Origin of the sequence: Cytobacillus sp. FSL R5-0377, from assembly GCF_038004385.1 — a bacterium.
Classification (GTDB): Bacteria; Bacillota; Bacilli; order Bacillales; family Cytobacillaceae; genus Cytobacillus.
Map to the genome: position 1 here is coordinate 881,361 of NZ_JBBORA010000001.1, position 16,572 is coordinate 897,932.

Annotated in this window: 19 protein-coding genes; 6 read left to right on the forward strand and 13 right to left on the reverse strand. The window is 38.9% G+C overall.

Annotated elements, in window-relative coordinates; all coding sequences use genetic code 11:
- Positions 1-62 precede the first annotated feature (62 nt).
- The 3 genes from NSQ49_RS04310 to typA are packed head-to-tail and all read right to left on the reverse strand — an operon-like array spanning position 63 to position 2,549.
- The gene (locus NSQ49_RS04310; protein ID WP_159862526.1) at positions 63-353 is read right to left on the reverse strand and encodes a hypothetical protein; all 291 of its coding nucleotides are present in this window, start codon (positions 351-353) and stop codon (positions 63-65) included.
- Between the two features lie 15 nt (positions 354-368).
- The gene (locus NSQ49_RS04315) at positions 369-683 is read right to left on the reverse strand and encodes a YlaH-like family protein (RefSeq protein WP_159862525.1); all 315 of its coding nucleotides are present in this window, start codon (positions 681-683) and stop codon (positions 369-371) included.
- 27 nt (positions 684-710) lie between these two features.
- Positions 711-2,549, reverse strand: a complete 1,839-nt coding sequence (gene typA, locus NSQ49_RS04320) for a translational GTPase TypA (protein ID WP_251284981.1) — start codon at positions 2,547-2,549, stop codon at positions 711-713.
- Positions 2,550-2,767: 218 nt separating this feature from the next.
- Here typA and NSQ49_RS04325 point away from each other — a divergent pair, with 218 nt between their 5' ends.
- Complete coding sequence (locus NSQ49_RS04325; RefSeq protein ID WP_159862523.1) at positions 2,768-2,953, forward strand: YlaF family protein; 186 nt, start codon at positions 2,768-2,770, stop codon at positions 2,951-2,953.
- A gap of 32 nt (positions 2,954-2,985) precedes the next feature.
- Here the strand turns inward: NSQ49_RS04325 and NSQ49_RS04330 are convergent, their stop codons facing one another.
- From NSQ49_RS04330 to NSQ49_RS04340, 3 genes are all read right to left on the reverse strand, one after another.
- The gene (locus tag NSQ49_RS04330) at positions 2,986-3,456 is read right to left on the reverse strand and encodes a GNAT family N-acetyltransferase (protein WP_251284980.1); all 471 of its coding nucleotides are present in this window, start codon (positions 3,454-3,456) and stop codon (positions 2,986-2,988) included.
- A complete protein-coding gene (locus tag NSQ49_RS04335; RefSeq protein WP_251284979.1) occupies positions 3,443-4,243 on the reverse strand; it encodes an inositol monophosphatase family protein in 801 nt (266 codons plus the stop codon). Before NSQ49_RS04335 ends, NSQ49_RS04330 begins: the two co-directional genes overlap by 14 nt.
- Positions 4,244-4,494: 251 nt before the next feature.
- Positions 4,495-4,689 carry a hypothetical protein gene (locus NSQ49_RS04340; protein WP_159862520.1) on the reverse strand — a complete coding sequence of 65 codons (195 nt, stop codon included), beginning with the start codon at positions 4,687-4,689 and terminating at the stop codon, positions 4,495-4,497.
- Between the two features lie 195 nt (positions 4,690-4,884).
- Here NSQ49_RS04340 and NSQ49_RS04345 point away from each other — a divergent pair, with 195 nt between their 5' ends.
- Positions 4,885-5,505, forward strand: coding sequence for a YktB family protein (locus NSQ49_RS04345; protein WP_251284978.1), 621 nt, complete (start codon positions 4,885-4,887; stop codon positions 5,503-5,505).
- Positions 5,506-5,582: 77 nt separating this feature from the next.
- Here the strand turns inward: NSQ49_RS04345 and NSQ49_RS04350 are convergent, their stop codons facing one another.
- Both NSQ49_RS04350 and NSQ49_RS04355 read right to left on the reverse strand, forming a co-directional pair.
- A complete protein-coding gene (locus NSQ49_RS04350) occupies positions 5,583-5,858 on the reverse strand; it encodes a UPF0223 family protein (protein ID WP_159862518.1) in 276 nt (91 codons plus the stop codon).
- A 43-nt stretch (positions 5,859-5,901) separates the two neighbouring features.
- Positions 5,902-6,861, reverse strand: a complete 960-nt coding sequence (locus NSQ49_RS04355) for an NAD(P)H-dependent flavin oxidoreductase (protein ID WP_251284977.1) — start codon at positions 6,859-6,861, stop codon at positions 5,902-5,904.
- A 240-nt stretch (positions 6,862-7,101) separates the two neighbouring features.
- Here NSQ49_RS04355 and NSQ49_RS04360 point away from each other — a divergent pair, with 240 nt between their 5' ends.
- Positions 7,102-8,571, forward strand: coding sequence for an aminotransferase class I/II-fold pyridoxal phosphate-dependent enzyme (locus NSQ49_RS04360; protein ID WP_159862516.1), 1,470 nt, complete (start codon positions 7,102-7,104; stop codon positions 8,569-8,571).
- A gap of 47 nt (positions 8,572-8,618) precedes the next feature.
- On the opposite strand, the gene NSQ49_RS04365 is transcribed toward NSQ49_RS04360, so the two are convergent.
- Positions 8,619-8,747, reverse strand: coding sequence for a GapA-binding peptide SR1P (locus tag NSQ49_RS04365; RefSeq protein WP_061793428.1), 129 nt, complete (start codon positions 8,745-8,747; stop codon positions 8,619-8,621).
- 463 nt (positions 8,748-9,210) lie between these two features.
- Positions 9,211-9,510, reverse strand: coding sequence for a DUF3055 domain-containing protein (locus NSQ49_RS04370; protein ID WP_159862514.1), 300 nt, complete (start codon positions 9,508-9,510; stop codon positions 9,211-9,213).
- A gap of 175 nt (positions 9,511-9,685) precedes the next feature.
- Between NSQ49_RS04370 and NSQ49_RS04375 the strand changes: the two genes are divergently transcribed.
- On the forward strand, positions 9,686-10,120 hold the full coding sequence (locus NSQ49_RS04375) for a DUF1885 family protein (protein ID WP_251284976.1): 435 nt from the start codon (positions 9,686-9,688) through the stop codon (positions 10,118-10,120).
- 32 nt (positions 10,121-10,152) lie between these two features.
- On the opposite strand, the gene NSQ49_RS04380 is transcribed toward NSQ49_RS04375, so the two are convergent.
- Entirely contained in the window at positions 10,153-10,995 is an 843-nt protein-coding gene (locus tag NSQ49_RS04380; protein WP_251284975.1) for a polysaccharide deacetylase family protein, read from the reverse strand.
- A 359-nt stretch (positions 10,996-11,354) separates the two neighbouring features.
- On the opposite strand from NSQ49_RS04380, the gene NSQ49_RS04385 reads away from it, so the two are divergent.
- Positions 11,355-12,869: a glycine betaine uptake BCCT transporter gene (locus NSQ49_RS04385; RefSeq protein WP_159862512.1), complete on the forward strand. Its 1,515-nt coding sequence runs from the start codon at positions 11,355-11,357 to the stop codon at positions 12,867-12,869.
- A 145-nt stretch (positions 12,870-13,014) separates the two neighbouring features.
- Here the strand turns inward: NSQ49_RS04385 and NSQ49_RS04390 are convergent, their stop codons facing one another.
- Positions 13,015-14,373, reverse strand: a complete 1,359-nt coding sequence (locus NSQ49_RS04390) for an IS1182 family transposase (RefSeq protein WP_159871981.1) — start codon at positions 14,371-14,373, stop codon at positions 13,015-13,017.
- Between the two features lie 287 nt (positions 14,374-14,660).
- Here NSQ49_RS04390 and NSQ49_RS04395 point away from each other — a divergent pair, with 287 nt between their 5' ends.
- Positions 14,661-15,878, forward strand: coding sequence for an IS110 family transposase (locus tag NSQ49_RS04395; RefSeq protein WP_159871966.1), 1,218 nt, complete (start codon positions 14,661-14,663; stop codon positions 15,876-15,878).
- Between the two features lie 260 nt (positions 15,879-16,138).
- Here the strand turns inward: NSQ49_RS04395 and NSQ49_RS04400 are convergent, their stop codons facing one another.
- A complete protein-coding gene (locus tag NSQ49_RS04400; RefSeq protein ID WP_159862511.1) occupies positions 16,139-16,384 on the reverse strand; it encodes a hypothetical protein in 246 nt (81 codons plus the stop codon).
- Positions 16,385-16,572: the final 188 nt, after the last annotated feature.

Genomic DNA, 16,572 nt, shown 5'->3' on the forward strand with positions numbered 1-16,572 from the left:
GGGGGTGTTTTTTCCTTGTCTCATTTTACTGGGTCACTCTAAATTAGTCTGGGCGGCTTTCTTTAATCCTCCGGATAATTCACATATTTTTCTGGTTCACTTTGAATCTGATTAAGCATTACTTCTATTAATTCTCGGGGAAAACGGCTCTTATTCCGTTCTTCCCCCTTGGTATAATGTACATAGTACATCACGTCATCTTTTTCAAACTCCAAATCAGAAATATTATACTCTTCCGTAAGAATTTCCAGAAACATTTTCTCAGTGTCTGCTGCCGCTGTATCGTCCGGTCGATCATCACAGACAATTTTTATCGTCAGCCAGTTATACAGTGAATCCTGCAAAGATTTCATCTTAGCCTCTCCCTGTTATTCCGCCTTTGCCTGTTCCTTCTTTTCCTGGTTAAGACGGATTTTGTAAATAATCAGGATTAATGCAGCCACAACAAGACCTTCTGCCACAGGAAGGAAAACTCCAAGAAATGTCAGCACCGTACAGCCTAAAATCAAGAAAGTGTATATCAAAGCTGATTTTAAAATAGGGAGTTTCTTGGCAAATCCCAGTTTGAATACCAAGATTGAAAGCAAAACAATTGTTATATAAAGAAGCCACATTCCGGTTGCGGGATTCTCATCGACCTTGAACAAAGCTGCAAAGAAAGACAGGCGCTGTGATACATCCATATCCTTTTCTCCTCCCCCTTCTTAGTCTTAGTTAGTTTCAGCGTATTTCTTCTTCTTGGCCATTCTTTCACGTTCATTCTTATCAAGAATTTTCTTGCGCAATCTGATTGACTCAGGTGTTACTTCAAGCAGCTCATCATCATTTAAGTATTCAAGTGCTTCTTCCAGAGTCAGGATGCGGGGCTTTTTAATTACATTCGTTTGATCCTTGTTAGCGGAACGGATGTTTGTTGCATGCTTTACTTTAGTGATATTGACAGTAAGGTCATTTTCACGTGTATGCTCTCCAACAATCATTCCTTCATAAATCTCTGTACCTGGTTCTACGAAAATGGTACCTCTATCCTCTACCTGCATAATACCATAAGTGGATGACTTTCCGCTTTCCATGGACACAAGCACACCTTTGCTTCTGCCTCCAATTTGACCTTTAATTTCAGGCTGGTAGCTATCAAATGTGTGATTGATAATACCATATCCCCGAGTAAGTGTCATAAATTCCGTGGAGTAGCCGATTAGTCCGCGTGCTGGGACATTGAAAGTTAAACGCACTTGGCCATTTCCGTTATTAACCATGTCAAGCATTTCACCTTTACGTGTACCCATTGATTCAATGATTGCGCCGGTATTATCTTCTGGCACATCGATTTGAACACGTTCTACAGGTTCACAGCGAACACCATCAATTTCTCTAATAATTACTTCAGGCTTGGAAACCTGCAATTCAAAACCTTCACGGCGCATATTTTCGATCAGGATTGATAGATGAAGTTCTCCACGTCCTGATACAACCCAAGCGTCTGGTGAATCTGTATTTTCGACACGAAGGCTGACATCTGTCTCAAGCTGGGCACGTAATCTCTCTTCAACTTTTCTGGCTGTAATATACTTGCCTTCCCTGCCTGCAAAAGGGCTGTTATTAACAACGAACGTCATCTGCAATGTTGGCTCATCTATTCTAAGAACAGGAAGTGCTTCCTGATGCTCGACTGGGCAGATTGTTTCCCCAACGTTGATGTCTTCCATTCCGGAGACAGCGATTAAATCTCCAGGATATGCTTCTTGAATCTCTTCGCGCTTTAAGCCGAAGAATCCAAAGATTTTAGTAACGCGGAATTGTTTGACCGAACCATCAAGCTTCATTAGGGCAACTTGCTGGCCAACCTTAATGGTTCCCCTGAATACACGGCCAATCCCAATTCTCCCTACATAATCATTATAATCTAAAAGGGCAACCTGGAATTGAAGCGGCTCTTCCCGATTATCCTTAGGTGCCGGTATATGGTCAATAATTGCTTCATAAACCGAATGCATATCATCATCCTGTTTATCAGGAGTTGTGCTTGCAGTACCGGCAATAGCCGACGCGTATATTACTGGGAATTCAAGCTGATCTTCATCTGCACCCAGTTCAATAAACAAATCGATTACTTCGTCGACAACTTCAGTTGGACGGGCAGATGGTTTGTCTATTTTATTTACAACAACGATTGGCGTCAGCTTTTGTTCCAAAGCCTTTTTAAGAACAAAACGCGTTTGAGGCATACATCCTTCATATGCATCAACTACTAATAAAACACCATCAACCATTTTCATGATACGTTCTACTTCACCGCCAAAGTCCGCGTGCCCTGGCGTATCTAGAATGTTAATACGTGTATCTTTATATTTAACTGCAGTGTTTTTAGCTAAAATCGTAATACCGCGTTCTCTTTCCAGATCGTTTGAATCCATCGCACGCTCTTCCACGTGCTCATTTGAACGGAAAGTCCCGGACTGTTTTAAAAGCTCGTCAACCAATGTTGTTTTACCATGGTCAACGTGGGCTATAATTGCAATATTTCGAATATCTTCTCTTAATTTCAAAAGATTTCCTCCTATTTATAAAAACTGAATCAAATCCATTTTTCAACATTTTTTCACAACTGATACATTATATCACAATTACTGTAGAAACCTAAAAAAATTTTGTGTAAAATAATGCAGAGAAGGATTATTTCTGATAAATTCTACTGCTGGGCAGTATATTCTCTACATATTTTTCACCATTATTCAACTAAATTAATCCTCATGGGAGTGAAATTATGAAGAAGATCAAGTGGCCTTTATTAGCCTTTGCACTGGGAGCAGCTATATGTATGATGGGCATTGGCGTTGCGATAGGTGAAAGAAGCATTATTGGGATCATCATCGCCATTATTGCTTTGATTCTTGTCATGGGATTTGGTTTTAAGACTAAAAAGAAGATGAGGGAAGATGGTTTGTTATAAAGAAAAGCTGCAGCGGATGGCTGCAGCTTTCTTTATATTAATGGCAGGACCATTATTAAAAACATCTGGCCATTGTCGGAAGTCTCGATTTTAAACTGCTCAAACCCGGCATCAGCCAAAAAATTGACCCAACTGTTCCGATAGTCAGGGACACCTGCAAAGAAAGACTTTTCACCCTTTTTCTTCAGCTCAGCTGCCAGCAGTTTGATAACCTCTGTTCCAATTCCTTTTCTTCTCATTTCTTTTTTAACAAGGATGGTACCAAGCCATGGCTTCCGGTTGGAAGGAGATAAATCCAGATGGTAAGTGACAGCTATTCGTTCTCCTTTTACACGCCATATCCTCCATTCCCCATTTAACTCCCGATACCTGGCCATATAATTGCTGAGGTTATTTTCGAACTTTTCTTCCTTTTCCCAATCTGCACTATCCCTAATGACTTCTAAAAAGAACGGGAAATCTTCATCAGTGATCTTGCCGCTTGATATGTTACCAATTTCCATTTTTTAAGTATTCTTTCATTATTTCCTGATGCAGACCTGGCTTAGAGACAAATACAGAATTGTTTTCAAGATAGTTCAGCTCTTCACCTTTAACAGTTGTCGCAATTCCTCCTAATTCTTCAATCATAATCACACCCGCAGCGAAATCCCATGGAGCCAGGCGCATGGTTATGTATGCATCAACTCTCCCAGATGCTATATATGCCATTTCCATTGCGGCTGAACCGTAGGACCGGGTTCCTCTTGCATTTTTTACAAGGGGTGCAAGCAGTGCTGGATCAATCCTTTTATTTTCAGTAACCCACGTGGCATTCAATCCAATGATAGCTTTTGACACATCCGTTTCCTTTAAGGGAGGAAGTTCCAAATCGTTCATGAAAACACCATTCCCTTTCATGCAATGATATAACTCATCATGAACAACATCATATATTAATCCGATTTTGCCCTTCCCATTTTCGTAAATACCGACGGATATGGCGAAATTTCTCTGCTGGTGAACAAAATTCATCGTTCCGTCTATCGGATCAATTATCCAGACGATTCCATCAAGGTCGCTTAACTTATTCCCAAACCCTTCTTCACCAAGGATCCGGTGATCAGGGTATTGTTCATTAATTTTCTTTATAAAGAATTGTTCTGTTTCCTGATCTATATCAGTTACTAAATCATTCGCATTTGACTTGGTGGTTATGGTAAGAGTTTTGCTGAAAGAATTTTTAATATTCTCGCCCGCCTCTTTAATTAAGGCTTTGGCATATGTATGAATCTCATTCCAATTTGTCATGGATCAGCCCTCCGCATAGTGATAACATTAAAATACAATTAGATTAAATGAATTAGAAAGGTTCTTCAAGTTATATACTCTCCCATGATAGGGATTATCATTTCCGGGAGAATAATTATTTACTGAAGAAAAGCCGCCATTTGTTCATTGAAAATAATAAACGAACTCCTAATAGCTTCATGGAGTTCGTTTCTAATTTTTCCTTTTTATTTGCATTTTTTCTGGCTTTTCTCCTTTATAGGCAATTCATCTTAAAGTGCTTTTAATCTAAGAAGTTCCTGCCTGATTTTTTCCAGCTTTAGTTTAGATTGTTTTTGAAGATCTTCATCCTTTTCTGACATGGCATCAAACAAAGTAGCAAGCTCATAGTCCATTTCAAGCCTTAAAACAGCTGTTCTTTCCCTATCACCATTTTTCTTTTTCACTGTATTCATTAGTTGTTTCATTAGACAGTACACCCCTTCCAAAAGTGTTTAGTTTTCTGACTATTTTTACTTTTATCATATGAAGGACAATTCTCGGTTGCAACTAATTTGTGCGATAACCCAATACTTTATTTCACCCATTCTATAGAGCATTAAGTTTTTGGATTATTTCCGGTTATGCTACAATATTTGACAAAGTATACAGGAGGTCAGCTTATGTCTTTTTCCGGTTTTAAAAACGAAGATTTCGATGTCTTTACAATAGATGGATTGGATGAAAGAATGGACAGATTAAAATCTGTTATTAGGCCTAAATTAGAAGAATTGGGCCGCCATTTTGCACCTTTACTTTCAAACCTGTCAGGGGATGAAATGTTTCCTCATGTTGCCAAACATGCGAGAAGAACAAAAAATCCGCCAAATGATACTTGGGTCGCATTTGCAAGCAATGCGAGAGGGTATAAAATGCTTCCCCATTTCCAGATAGGATTATGGGAAACACATGTATTTATCTGGTTTGCCATCATCTATGAAGCACCTAATAAAATGGCTGCAGGCAAGTCTTTTGAGAACAGCCTGGACAAGATATATAAAGAAATACCCAATGATTATGTCTGGTCCGGCGATCACACAAAACCTGCTGCTGCTCTGCATGAGCAATTGGACAAGGAAGAATTAAAATCCATGTTTCAGCGTCTGCAGAATGTTAAAAAGGCGGAAATTCTTTGCGGCTATCATCTTTCCCGAGAAGATGCCATTCGCATGTCACCTGATCAGTTTATCGAAAAAGCTGATTCTGTATTTAGAAATTTATTACCCCTATACAAATTGTCATAAACATAATTTGCTGAACGTGAATTTGTCAGTAAAAAAACAAAACCTTCAGCATCCTGAAGGTTTTGTTTTTTTAAAAACTATTTCTGCATTTTTAATTTGTCCCCGGCTGAGCGTTCTTTAGCTAATTTTACTGTTCTGTAGGAGGAATAACCGCTTTGTTCTTCAAAGTCATCGCAGATGTTTTTCTCCTGGGCTTTCCCAGGAACAATTTCCTTGAAACGTCTATATGCATTCATGAATTGTTCCCGCTCTATTCCTTTTTCGTATGCCATTTCAATGCTTTCAAAATATTTAATAACATCCACTATTTCATCTGTTGACCAGTCCTGGTCAATTGGGTACTGATATTCCATTATCAATTCACCTCATTTATGATCTTCCTGATGCATTTCTACACTATTGAGTCCATTTCTCCCTGATCGATTCACTTTCTATAATAATCCGCTTGAATAGTTCTTCCACAGAGGGAATATCCTTAATTAATCCCATAACTTGTCCAGCCCATGCAAATCCTTTATCATCTTTCCCTTCATATATATATTTCTTATTAGCATTCCCGCTGATGTAATCTTTTAACTCCTCATAGCCGCCGTTTTGTTTTTCAATTTCGAGTATCTTTTCTGACCATGAGTTGGCAATCACCCTTGCAGGTGCACCTATTGTTCTTTTTATTACAACTGTGTCATTCTCTGTTCCTTCGACTAAACGGTTTTTATATAATTCAGAAGCATGGACGCATTCCTTTGTTGCGACAAATCTGGTGCCCATCTCAATACCTTCTGCTCCAAGACTTAATGCTGCCATAAGCCCCCTGCCGTCTCCGATTCCTCCTGAGGCAATTACAGGGATGGAAACAGCATCAGCCACCTGAGGAACGAGTACGAAGGTTCCAATATCTCCCCTGCCCAAATGCCCGCCGCCTTCCTGCCCTACAACCATCACTGCGTCCGCACCAAGCTCCTCTGCCTTTACTGCCTGCCTTTTTGCTGCCACAAGGACAAGCTTCTTCACATTTACACCCTTTAATTGATCAAAAATAGGTGCAGGATTTCCACCTGTCATAGAAATGACGGGAACTTCTTCTTCAATGGCTATATCCAGATAATCGGAGAATGGCCTTCCATGCTGCCCAATAGCAAAATTAACCCCAAATGGTTTATCTGTCAATTTCTTAACCTTTTGAATTTCTTCTCTTAATTTTTCAGGGCTGCTGAGAGACATGGCGGTAACCTGACCTAACCCCCCTGCATTTGAAACAGCTGCAGCCAAATCGGAATAGGCAAGATGGGCAAGGCCGCCCTGTATAATTGGATATTTAATTTTCAGTAAGTCTGTCACACGTGTATTCCAGTTCATTTAAGTACCCTCCATTTCTTCCTAACTTTTATTTCGATTTATATGGTTTAAATTCCTGTAAACTTCTAAAACTAAACGGAAACTGAAATGTAGAAGCTATTGCCGGGAGACAGCAGGCTTTAACAGAACGAATCAGCATAGAACTTTCTATGCAAAGGTATTGAATAATGCTATAATGCAAATGTTTTATATCAGCTTGAGCTTTTTGAAATATTACTACTAAAGAGGTGTGGGAATAAGTTGTCTCAATACAAAACACCGTTATTCAGCGGTTTGCTTGCACACGCAAAAAAGGACCCGGTACAGTTTCATATACCCGGCCATAAAAAAGGAGCCGGGATTGATCCGGATTTCAGGGAATATATTGGTGATAATGCACTCGCCATCGACCTGATTAATATTGGTCCGCTTGATGACCTCCATCAGCCAAAAGGCATTATTAAAGAAGCCCAGGATCTTGCTGCAGAGGCATTTGGGGCAGACAAAACATTCTTCTCAGTACAAGGAACAAGCGGAGCTATTATGACTATGGTTATGTCTGTCTGCGGTCCCGGGGATAAAATTATTGTCCCGAGAAATGTTCATAAATCAGTCATGTCTGCCATTGTTTTTTCAGGAGCAACCCCTATCTTTATACATCCTGAAATAGATGAAAACCTTGGTATATCTCATGGGATTACAACTGAATCAGTATCGAAAGCTCTGGAACTGCATCCGGACGCAAAAGGGGTATTGGTGATTAATCCTACTTATTTCGGTGTTTCAGCAGATTTGAAAAAAATCGTCGAAATAGCACATTCATATAATGTTCCTGTACTGGTGGATGAAGCCCATGGTGTTCATATTCATTTTCATGATGAGCTCCCCTTATCCGCCATGCAGGCTGGTGCTGACTTAGCGGCAACATCTGTCCATAAGCTGGGGGGATCCATGACGCAAAGTTCAATTTTAAATATGAAAGGAAATCTTGTTTCGGCCAAAAGGGTTCAATCCATTTTAAGTATGCTGACAACAACTTCAACTTCCTATTTATTGCTTGCTTCCCTGGATGTTGCCAGAAAACGTCTGGCTACAGAGGGAAAGGAACTTATTCAAAAGACAATTGATTTGGCAAAATCCATTCGCCGCCGCATCAATGAAATTGACAGACTCTATTGTGTCGGTGAAGAAATCCTGGAAACCAAAGCTGCACATGACTATGATCCAACCAAATTGATTATTTCAGTCAAAGAGCTTGGCTTGAATGGTTTTGATGTGGAGAATTGGCTTCGGGAACATCATAATATTGAAGTAGAAATGTCTGATTTATATAATATCCTTTGTATTGTGACCCCTGGCGACACTGAAAGGGAAGCAGATATTTTAGTTTCAGCACTTGCCGAACTGGCAAATGAACGCAGTGGGAATACTGAAAAGCTAGAAACTCAGGTTCTTCTACCTGATATTCCCGTTTTATCACTTACACCTCGTGACGCATTTTATGCTGATACTGAACTTGTCCCATTCGACGAGTCTGAAGGCAGAATAATTGCAGAATTTATTATGGTTTATCCGCCTGGTATACCCATTTTTATTCCGGGAGAAATCATTACAAGGGAAAACCTGCGTTATATAAGAACAAATATGGAAGCTGGACTGCCTGTTCAAGGGCCGGAGGATTATGATTTCAAATACCTTCGCGTTATTGAAGAGCACAAAGCCATAAGATAATGCAAAAGAGCCTTCCATTTAGGAAAGGCTCTTTTTATGTTCAACCACTATTTGTTTGTCTTTTCTGATTTTTCTCCATCACAGCAATTGCATTTTTTTGAATATAACACAGTTACTTTTTCATCCTCAAAGTGATCAATAGTTGAATTGCAAGCCTGGCATACGATTGTACCCATCTTTTCATTCTCCTTTTCAATGAGTTTTTTTGAAAGCGCTTTATCTTTAAATCTATAATAATATAACATTATTAATTTATCAAGCCCAATTGTATAACATATTTATTGTTTTTTCTTGGTAAGTACGGTTACACAAAAGGAAATCCATTATTATTAGTATGTCATAATATAAAAAACAGACCAATTTTGGCCTGTTTTTTATCATGTTCTCTTTTCGTTTAATATTGTTTATTGCCTATCAATGCAGCCTGTTGATTCTCTCCACGCTGCTCAGCTATCAAATAGGCTGGAGATGAACCTTCTCAGTACTATGTGTGGACTCATCCACCCTCTACCACTTCTCCCGATGACTTTCACAGTACGAAGAAAATGTGAATGCATTTCCAATGATCTCACAACTTACGCTGCAATCAACATTGGAACCAACAATAATCCCCTAACCTAGCTAAAACAGTCCATAAAATTAATCGTATTGTTCTTCAAAACGGGCACCGGGGATTGCTTCGAGGAAAAATTCTCTTAAATCCGCAGCCTGTTCATATAAATCGAGCTTAAATGCCTTTTGCAAATATTCGATGTCATCGAGATCTTTAGGGTCGAGGAGAGTTGAGCGGCCTGTCTGCATACAAATAACCAGAGGCTTGGAAAAGAAGAGGTTTGTATATACAATCCCGAAATCATAACGTGTTGATTCTGTCGTAAAGCCAACAAAACGTACATTCACGTTTTCATGCTCATCATAGAGCTTCTCAAAAAATTCCATAAGATTCCTCCTTATTTATAATAATATTTAGAATATTATTATAATTCATTTTAGGCTCTTTGACAAGTAATATAAAGTAACCATACTATTTTAAGTTGTCACAAGATTTTATCTAATGCTAGAATAAAAGAGGATGTTCATTACCATAATTATGGGGATAATGGGGGGAAAGAAATTGGCGGCTAATTCTTTTATCAAACTGGTTCCTTCATCAGCTAAGGAAAATATTTCAACAGAAGAACTTAAAGAACTTTTTTTATATTATAAGGATATTACGGGAAAAACAGGCAGCCAGATTAAATGGGAATATGATGATGCTGCTTTTCCTTATGATATTAAAGAGAAGCCTGAAGCAAAAGGGACCTGGTTTTACCTATATTCTCAACATGACCGATATAACGCCATATTGCTTGGCATTGATAAAGAAAAAGTGAAGGATGAAGATGGTTCTGAGCGTGAGCAGTCTTACATACAAGTTACATTGCCGGAAGGTGCAACATTCGGAGATAAAGGCAAGGCAAATGAATTTTGCAAATTTCTCGCTAAAAAGCTTCAAGGTGAATTACACCTTTTTAATGGAAGAGTAATGTATTTTTATAAAAGAAAATAATTCTATAAAATTGAGAACAGCCACTGCTGTTCTCATTCTTTTTCAATACTTATCAGAGCTGGGTCGACTGGTGTAAATCCTTTATTCTTGAGCCCCTTCACAATATCCTCCAAGGCTTCTTTTGTCCATTTCCTATCATGCATCAATAAGTTTGCACCTTTCACTAAATAGGGTGAATTAACCATTACATCTGTTAAAGCTTCTTTTGATTGATATTCCTCCTCCCAGTCATATCCGTATGTCCAATTCATGAGCACCATGTTTTCACCTTCAGCAATTTTCCTGCTGTAATCTGTATTAGACCCGAATGGTGCCCGAAAGAATTTAGGCCTCTCTCCAATAATCTCTTCAACTCGATCATTAAGACCAACTATCTCTTTATACTGCTGTGCTTCAGGTAAACTTGCCAGATTAAGGTGGCTATAAGTGTGATTGCCAATTGCAAAGCCAAGTTCATGAATTTCCTTCAATACTTCAGCTTCTTCCGGTGTATCAATGAAATGCCCATTTACAAAAAAGATTGCAGGAGCTGAAAGTTTCTTTAAAATCCTGGCCATTTCCAATGCATTTTTATCAGGAGCGTCGTCAATAGTTAGTAGTACAACTTTTGAATTTGCCTGATTAATTGGTTCTACTGTCCAATTGTTTGCATTTATTTTGTATTGAGGCTCTGTCAGGGATACCTCTTCTTCTGCAGGCATTTCATCAGCCCCTGCCTGGTTCGCATCCGAATTAGATTCTTGAACATCTAAATCTTTCAGTTTTTCCTCCTCTTTTTCCAATTCTGTTCGCTTACTTTCAACCGCAGAAAAATCCGTACAAGCCATCAGAATTAATAAAGAATAAATAGCTATAATAAGTCGTGTTATTCTCATTGTGACCTCCTTAGTGCATATTTCTTTAAACTCACTTTTATTAATGTTAGTATGTAACTTGGCCATTTTAAATGTAGTTCCCCTTATGAAACCTTACCATTACCTACTGATTTTACCAGAAACAAGTCCTTTTTTAACATTCAGTAGTAAAATTGAGAGTTCGGTTTGGATTGCTGCTCACTCTCAATTTTGCTCAATGGGCCTTGTTCAGGAAGCTGCTCTCCCCTGCTGAGCCTCCAATTGCTTTAAACAATCAAGCAGAAACTGTCAGGAAAGCGGGATAATTAAACACCTGCATTTTAGGATTGTAAGATTTATTACTTTATCAAGGTTTATATTATTAAGACTGGAGGGATTTGATGAAGAAACTGACACCCGTCTTTACGGTTTCAGTCATATTCACAGCAATATTTATTTTATGGGGACTTATACCAAAGACTATACTGCCGAAAGGCAACCTTGATGCTGTTACAGCATCTGTCCAGGGATTCATATTAGAAAAATTCGGCTGGTTTTACCTTTTAGCAGCATCTATCTTTTTAATTTTTTCTATCCTATTAGCATTCAGCAAGTATGGAAATATTCGTCTGGGAAAAGATGCAGACAGGCCGGAATATAGCTACTTAAGCTGGTTTGCCATGCTTTTCAGCGCAGGGATGGGAATTGGCCTAGTGTTCTGGGGAGTTGCGGAACCTATGTATCACTACTATGAGCCTCCTTTCTCTGAAGGACAGACACCTGATGCTGCAAGAGCAGCGATGAGGTACTCTTTCTTTCACTGGGGACTTCATCCATGGGCTATCTATGCAGTCATTGGGCTTGCACTCGCGTATTTCCAGTTCCGAAAAGGGGCAGCGGGAGTTATCAGCTCCATATTGAGGCCACTCCTGGGGAACAAAGTAGATGGTCCACTTGGGGTATTAATTGATTTTATAGCAGTATTTGCAACTGTTTTTGGTGTTGCAACTTCATTAGGACTGGGTGCCATTCAAATATCCGGCGGACTATCTGCAACAATTGCCGGTGTTGGCAATAATATTACCACTCAATTAATTATTATTGTGATTGTGACGGTTTTATTTATGGTATCAGCACAAACCGGTTTAAACAAAGGGATAAAATACTTAAGTAATTTAAATATTATTTTAGCTATCTCGTTATTATTGTTTCTGCTATTTGTAGGACCTACAAATTTTATTATGGATCTGTTTACGACAACGATTGGCTCTTATCTTCAAAATCTTCCTTCCATGAGCTTCAGGCTTAGTCCTTTTGATCAGGAGCTTACATGGTTTCAGGATTGGACAATTTTTTATTGGGCATGGTGGATTGCCTGGGCGCCATTTGTAGGTACATTCATAGCCCGAATCTCTCGCGGAAGGACAGTAAGAGAATTTATCGTCGGTGTGCTTGCTGTTCCAACCATTTTTGGAGCCCTTTGGTTCTCAGTTTTCGGAGGAACAGGCATATACCTTGAATTCTTTGAGTCCAAGCCTATTATGGAAACAATTAACCAGCAGGGAATGGAGGTTGCATTATTCACTGTGTTTGGCAACTTCCCCTTCAGCACTGTTCTAAGCATACTAGCAATATTTTTAATCAGCACATTTTTTATTACTTCTGCAGATTCAGCTACATTTGTTCTTGGTATGCAGACAACAAACGGAAGCTTGAACCCTGCGGGCAAAGTGAAATTTGTCTGGGGCATTATCCAATCTGCTTCTGCAGCTATCCTCTTATGGACAGGAGGTCTGGAAGCACTCCAGAGAGCTTCTATTATAGCTGCACTGCCATTTACCGTCATTATGCTTTTAATCGTCGTATCGCTGGCTAAATCGTTTAAAGAAGAAGTCATACCGAAAAAAAACAGCTAAAAAGCCTAAAAAATGGCACCTGTAAAGGTGCCGTTCAGTTTGTAGACAAAAGGGGTTCGGAATAGCCTTATTCCGGACCCTTTTTACTTTTTTATTGGACTTGAAAGCATTTTTTCATGACTGTAAACCTCTCCGAGGTCATCTTCTAGGCTATTACTGGGCCTTGCCAAGTCCAGTTGGCCATTTTCTTTAAATTCATGGCAGCGAAAGTAAGCATCGCCTGCATTGACAATTTTTTAAGTCCCCTTAAAGTTGTCCAACGCATGCCATGCTTTTCTTTTGCATCTGCGAAAACACGTTCAATTGTTTCTTTTCGCTTCTCATAGATTTTTTTGACGTTTTGATGGTGGCGAAGGTGGTCTGCCTCTTCCAAATGTTCCTCCCACACATGACGTTGAATGAGCTTTTGGTGCGCTTGACTCTGTGTGCATTGAGACAAGAACGGGCATCCAGCACAAATTCGCGGATCTGATTTATATTGACGATAACCTTCCTTTGTAGTCGTTTTATACTTTAATATCTCACCAGCTGGGCAAATGTAACAGTCAAAATGCTCATCATAAACATACTCATGTTTTCTGAAGAAACCCTCTTTTGTGCGAGGTCGTGTGTAAGGTAAAGCAGGTGTGATGTCGTTTTTCAATAAGTAGCTCGTGATAGCAGGTGTTTTATAGGCTGCGTCGGCCGCAACAGCTTCTGGTTTACTAACTTTCTCAATGACTTGTTCTACCAATGGCTCTAAAATATGACTATCATGCGTGTTACCAGGGGTTACAGTTGTGCCTAGTACAAAGCCGTTGCGATCTGCGGCAGCGTGAAAAGAATAGGCGAACTGTTTTGTACGCTCATCTTTTACATAGTATCCACTCTCTGGGTCAGTTGTACTTTCCTTAGTTTCTTTGAATTCTTCCTTATCAAACTTATCTGGCGGAAAAGGCTTTTTTCCATGATCTTCACGATCTCGATTAATTTCTTCTTGAAGGCGTTGTTGATAGGCACGGGTTTCTTTTCGAACAACTTTCTTTTCAAATTTCCGTTTATTCGCACTCGCTTTTACATGAGTAGAATCTACAAAAACATGTTCTGCACTTATTAAATTCTTTTCAGCTGCAGCTTTTAAAATTCGATAGAATATCTGTTCAAAGAGATCGGTATTTTTAAATCGGCGCTCATAGTTTTTTCCGAAAGTTGAGAAGTGAGGAACTTTATCGTGGAAGCCGTATCCTAAAAACCACCGATAGGCCATATTTGTTTTCAATTCCTCAATTGTTTGACGCATGGAGCGAATACCGAAGGTATATTGAATGAATGTGAGTTTGATTAAGATAACAGGGTCAATACTTGGGCGTCCTACTTCTGAATACATATCTTTCACCAAATCATAGACAAAGGAAAAATCAATCGCCGCTTCAATTTTGCGAACCAAATGGTCCGCTGGGACAAGTTCATCTAATGCAATCATTTCGATTTGATCCCGTTGAATTGGATTATGTTTAGAAAGCATCTTAATCACCTCAAGTATCGTATTACTTCTATTTTAAAACAAAAAACATACTAAGATTAGTAGTGCTGACCAAGGCATTGGTTGGCACTACTATTTTTTTATATAGTAGAAGTGAAGAATAGGTCGTTGCAGTCTTAGGATCTTAGAATCCGTACAAAAAACTGACCTTCTTCACTTACCTTATTCGAATCAGGTTTAAGTATGTTGGATCCTTGAGATCGTGTATAAGAAATGGGAGTCGATAAGAGTAAGTGAGGGAACTTCAAAACTTTTTTGGGGGAAATAACGTGAAACATGTCATCGCATTTGATGTAAGTATGGGCAAAAGCTACATGGTAATTTACAACACACTAAAAAAGTGTATTTATGAAGGAGAAATCAAGCATTCACGGCCTGAATTTGAAAACTTAAAGAAGAGGATCGACAGATTAACAGAAGGTTATGGTGAACAGCCACATATTGTATTTGAATCAACTGGGGTCTATTCCAGGCAATTGGAGCGGTTTATGAATGTAAATGGTTTTTCCTATTGTTCCTTGAATCCCCTGGAAGCTAAGCTCCAGTGCGACTCCTTGAGGATCCACAAAACGGATAAGAGTGATGCCCACCAACTTGCCCTTACCCACTTTTCAACGCAAAGGACTAATCGAAATGGCACAGAAGATCTTTTTCTCCAATTGAAGTCGCTATCCCGATTTTACAGTGAACTTGATGACGAGTTATCCGTAACACGCAACCGCATGCATAAAGTTATTCAGCTAACCTTTCCGGAACTGGAAAAAATCTTTACAACCAAATCAGAGCTATTCCTCAATATTGTTCAATTGTACCCACATCCAGACTTGGTGCTCCAACATTCAAAAACGGTTATAAAGAACAAAATCCGGACAAACACTGATAAGAATATTTCTACCGCAAGGGCTGAAAAAAAAGCTACTCAATTGCTTGAAGCAGCGCATTTATCATTTCCTGCCGTTTCGTCAACCGATGTCCTGTGTAGCCAGCTGATATCTTACGCTAGGCGTTACCAGGAACTCCTATCCATGAAAGAAAGGTGTATCGAGGACATGGCGCAACTAGCAGAAAGCCGGGCTGAATACCATATTCTCCTCAGTTTCCCGGGGATTGGCTCAAACACCGCAGTACGTCTAATGGCAGAAATAGGGGATATTAGACGTTTTGAAAACAATAAGCAGCTAAACGCATACGCTGGTATTGATATTCGCCGTTACCAATCAGGTAAAACCTTTTACAAGGACAAGATTAATAAACGTGGCAATAAGCATTTACGTAAGCTCCTTTTTATCATTATCCAGAACATGATTAAACTACGCCGTTTCAGTCAAAACCATATTGTTGATTATTACGATAAATTAAAAACGCAACCCTATAACAAGTGCCATAAGGTTGCATCCATTGCCTGTGTGAATAAGCTTTTGAAGATTATCTTCCACCTTATTACACACAATATGAACTATGACTTCCGGTTAGCCACCCAATCATAGTTTAGTACATAATACCACAAAGGCAGGTCTAGTTAAAAAACGCGAAATCACTAGGCCTATTAGGTATACCTATAAATCTGGCCCCTCTTCAAACACAACGTTGAAGGGGATTCATTTATACAGAAAATAAATTAACGGTTTAAAGGTGCTTGACTAATCGTAAGAAAGACTGCAGACAAGCTCAATTTTCATTGAGTTTGTCGACAGTCTGAATGGCACCTGTAAAGGTGCCGTTTTTTTATTGCCTGTATCTTTTCCATTTACCCATGAGTAATATAGGACATCGCCAAATGGAACGAAGCATACAGACCTAGGCTCATAACAGTAACCATAAATGTTTTTTTTGCTGACTTAATCACCCAATTCCCAATATTAATTGCAAGATAGAAAAAAACAAAAAACATAATAACTTTATAAACCAGCTGATCATATTTTGAAAGCCACTCAATGAGAGTATATCCGCTCCAGATTATCATCTGCAGCAAAAGAGCTGTATAAATTTTCATACACTCCACCACCAAATTTTTTAATCAATACCCGATTTTTTAATAGAAGAAACACTTGTGTTTGTAATATATGTTTAAAAGGAAATTCTTATTTTTCATTTCAATAACATTTGAGTGACAAGCTAATATTTCCATTTGCTATATGATAAAATACTCATAACTTATTATGAATTTCTCACCTTCTGTCA

Coding starts and splice junctions, on each gene's coding strand:
- NSQ49_RS04310 (WP_159862526.1), bottom strand. CDS start 353: ATGAAATCTTTGCAGGATTCACTGTATAACTGGCTGACGATAAAAATT.
- NSQ49_RS04315 (WP_159862525.1), bottom strand. CDS start 683: ATGGATGTATCACAGCGCCTGTCTTTCTTTGCAGCTTTGTTCAAGGTC.
- NSQ49_RS04325 (WP_159862523.1), top strand. CDS start 2,768: ATGAAGAAGATCAAGTGGCCTTTATTAGCCTTTGCACTGGGAGCAGCT.
- NSQ49_RS04330 (WP_251284980.1), bottom strand. CDS start 3,456: ATGGAAATTGGTAACATATCAAGCGGCAAGATCACTGATGAAGATTTC.
- NSQ49_RS04335 (WP_251284979.1), bottom strand. CDS start 4,243: ATGACAAATTGGAATGAGATTCATACATATGCCAAAGCCTTAATTAAA.
- NSQ49_RS04340 (WP_159862520.1), bottom strand. CDS start 4,689: ATGAAACAACTAATGAATACAGTGAAAAAGAAAAATGGTGATAGGGAA.
- NSQ49_RS04345 (WP_251284978.1), top strand. CDS start 4,885: ATGTCTTTTTCCGGTTTTAAAAACGAAGATTTCGATGTCTTTACAATA.
- NSQ49_RS04350 (WP_159862518.1), bottom strand. CDS start 5,858: ATGGAATATCAGTACCCAATTGACCAGGACTGGTCAACAGATGAAATA.
- NSQ49_RS04355 (WP_251284977.1), bottom strand. CDS start 6,861: ATGAACTGGAATACACGTGTGACAGACTTACTGAAAATTAAATATCCA.
- NSQ49_RS04365 (WP_061793428.1), bottom strand. CDS start 8,747: ATGGGTACAATCGTATGCCAGGCTTGCAATTCAACTATTGATCACTTT.
- NSQ49_RS04370 (WP_159862514.1), bottom strand. CDS start 9,510: ATGGAATTTTTTGAGAAGCTCTATGATGAGCATGAAAACGTGAATGTA.
- NSQ49_RS04380 (WP_251284975.1), bottom strand. CDS start 10,995: ATGAGAATAACACGACTTATTATAGCTATTTATTCTTTATTAATTCTG.
- NSQ49_RS04385 (WP_159862512.1), top strand. CDS start 11,355: ATGAAGAAACTGACACCCGTCTTTACGGTTTCAGTCATATTCACAGCA.
- NSQ49_RS04390 (WP_159871981.1), bottom strand. CDS start 14,373: ATGCTTTCTAAACATAATCCAATTCAACGGGATCAAATCGAAATGATT.
- NSQ49_RS04400 (WP_159862511.1), bottom strand. CDS start 16,384: ATGAAAATTTATACAGCTCTTTTGCTGCAGATGATAATCTGGAGCGGA.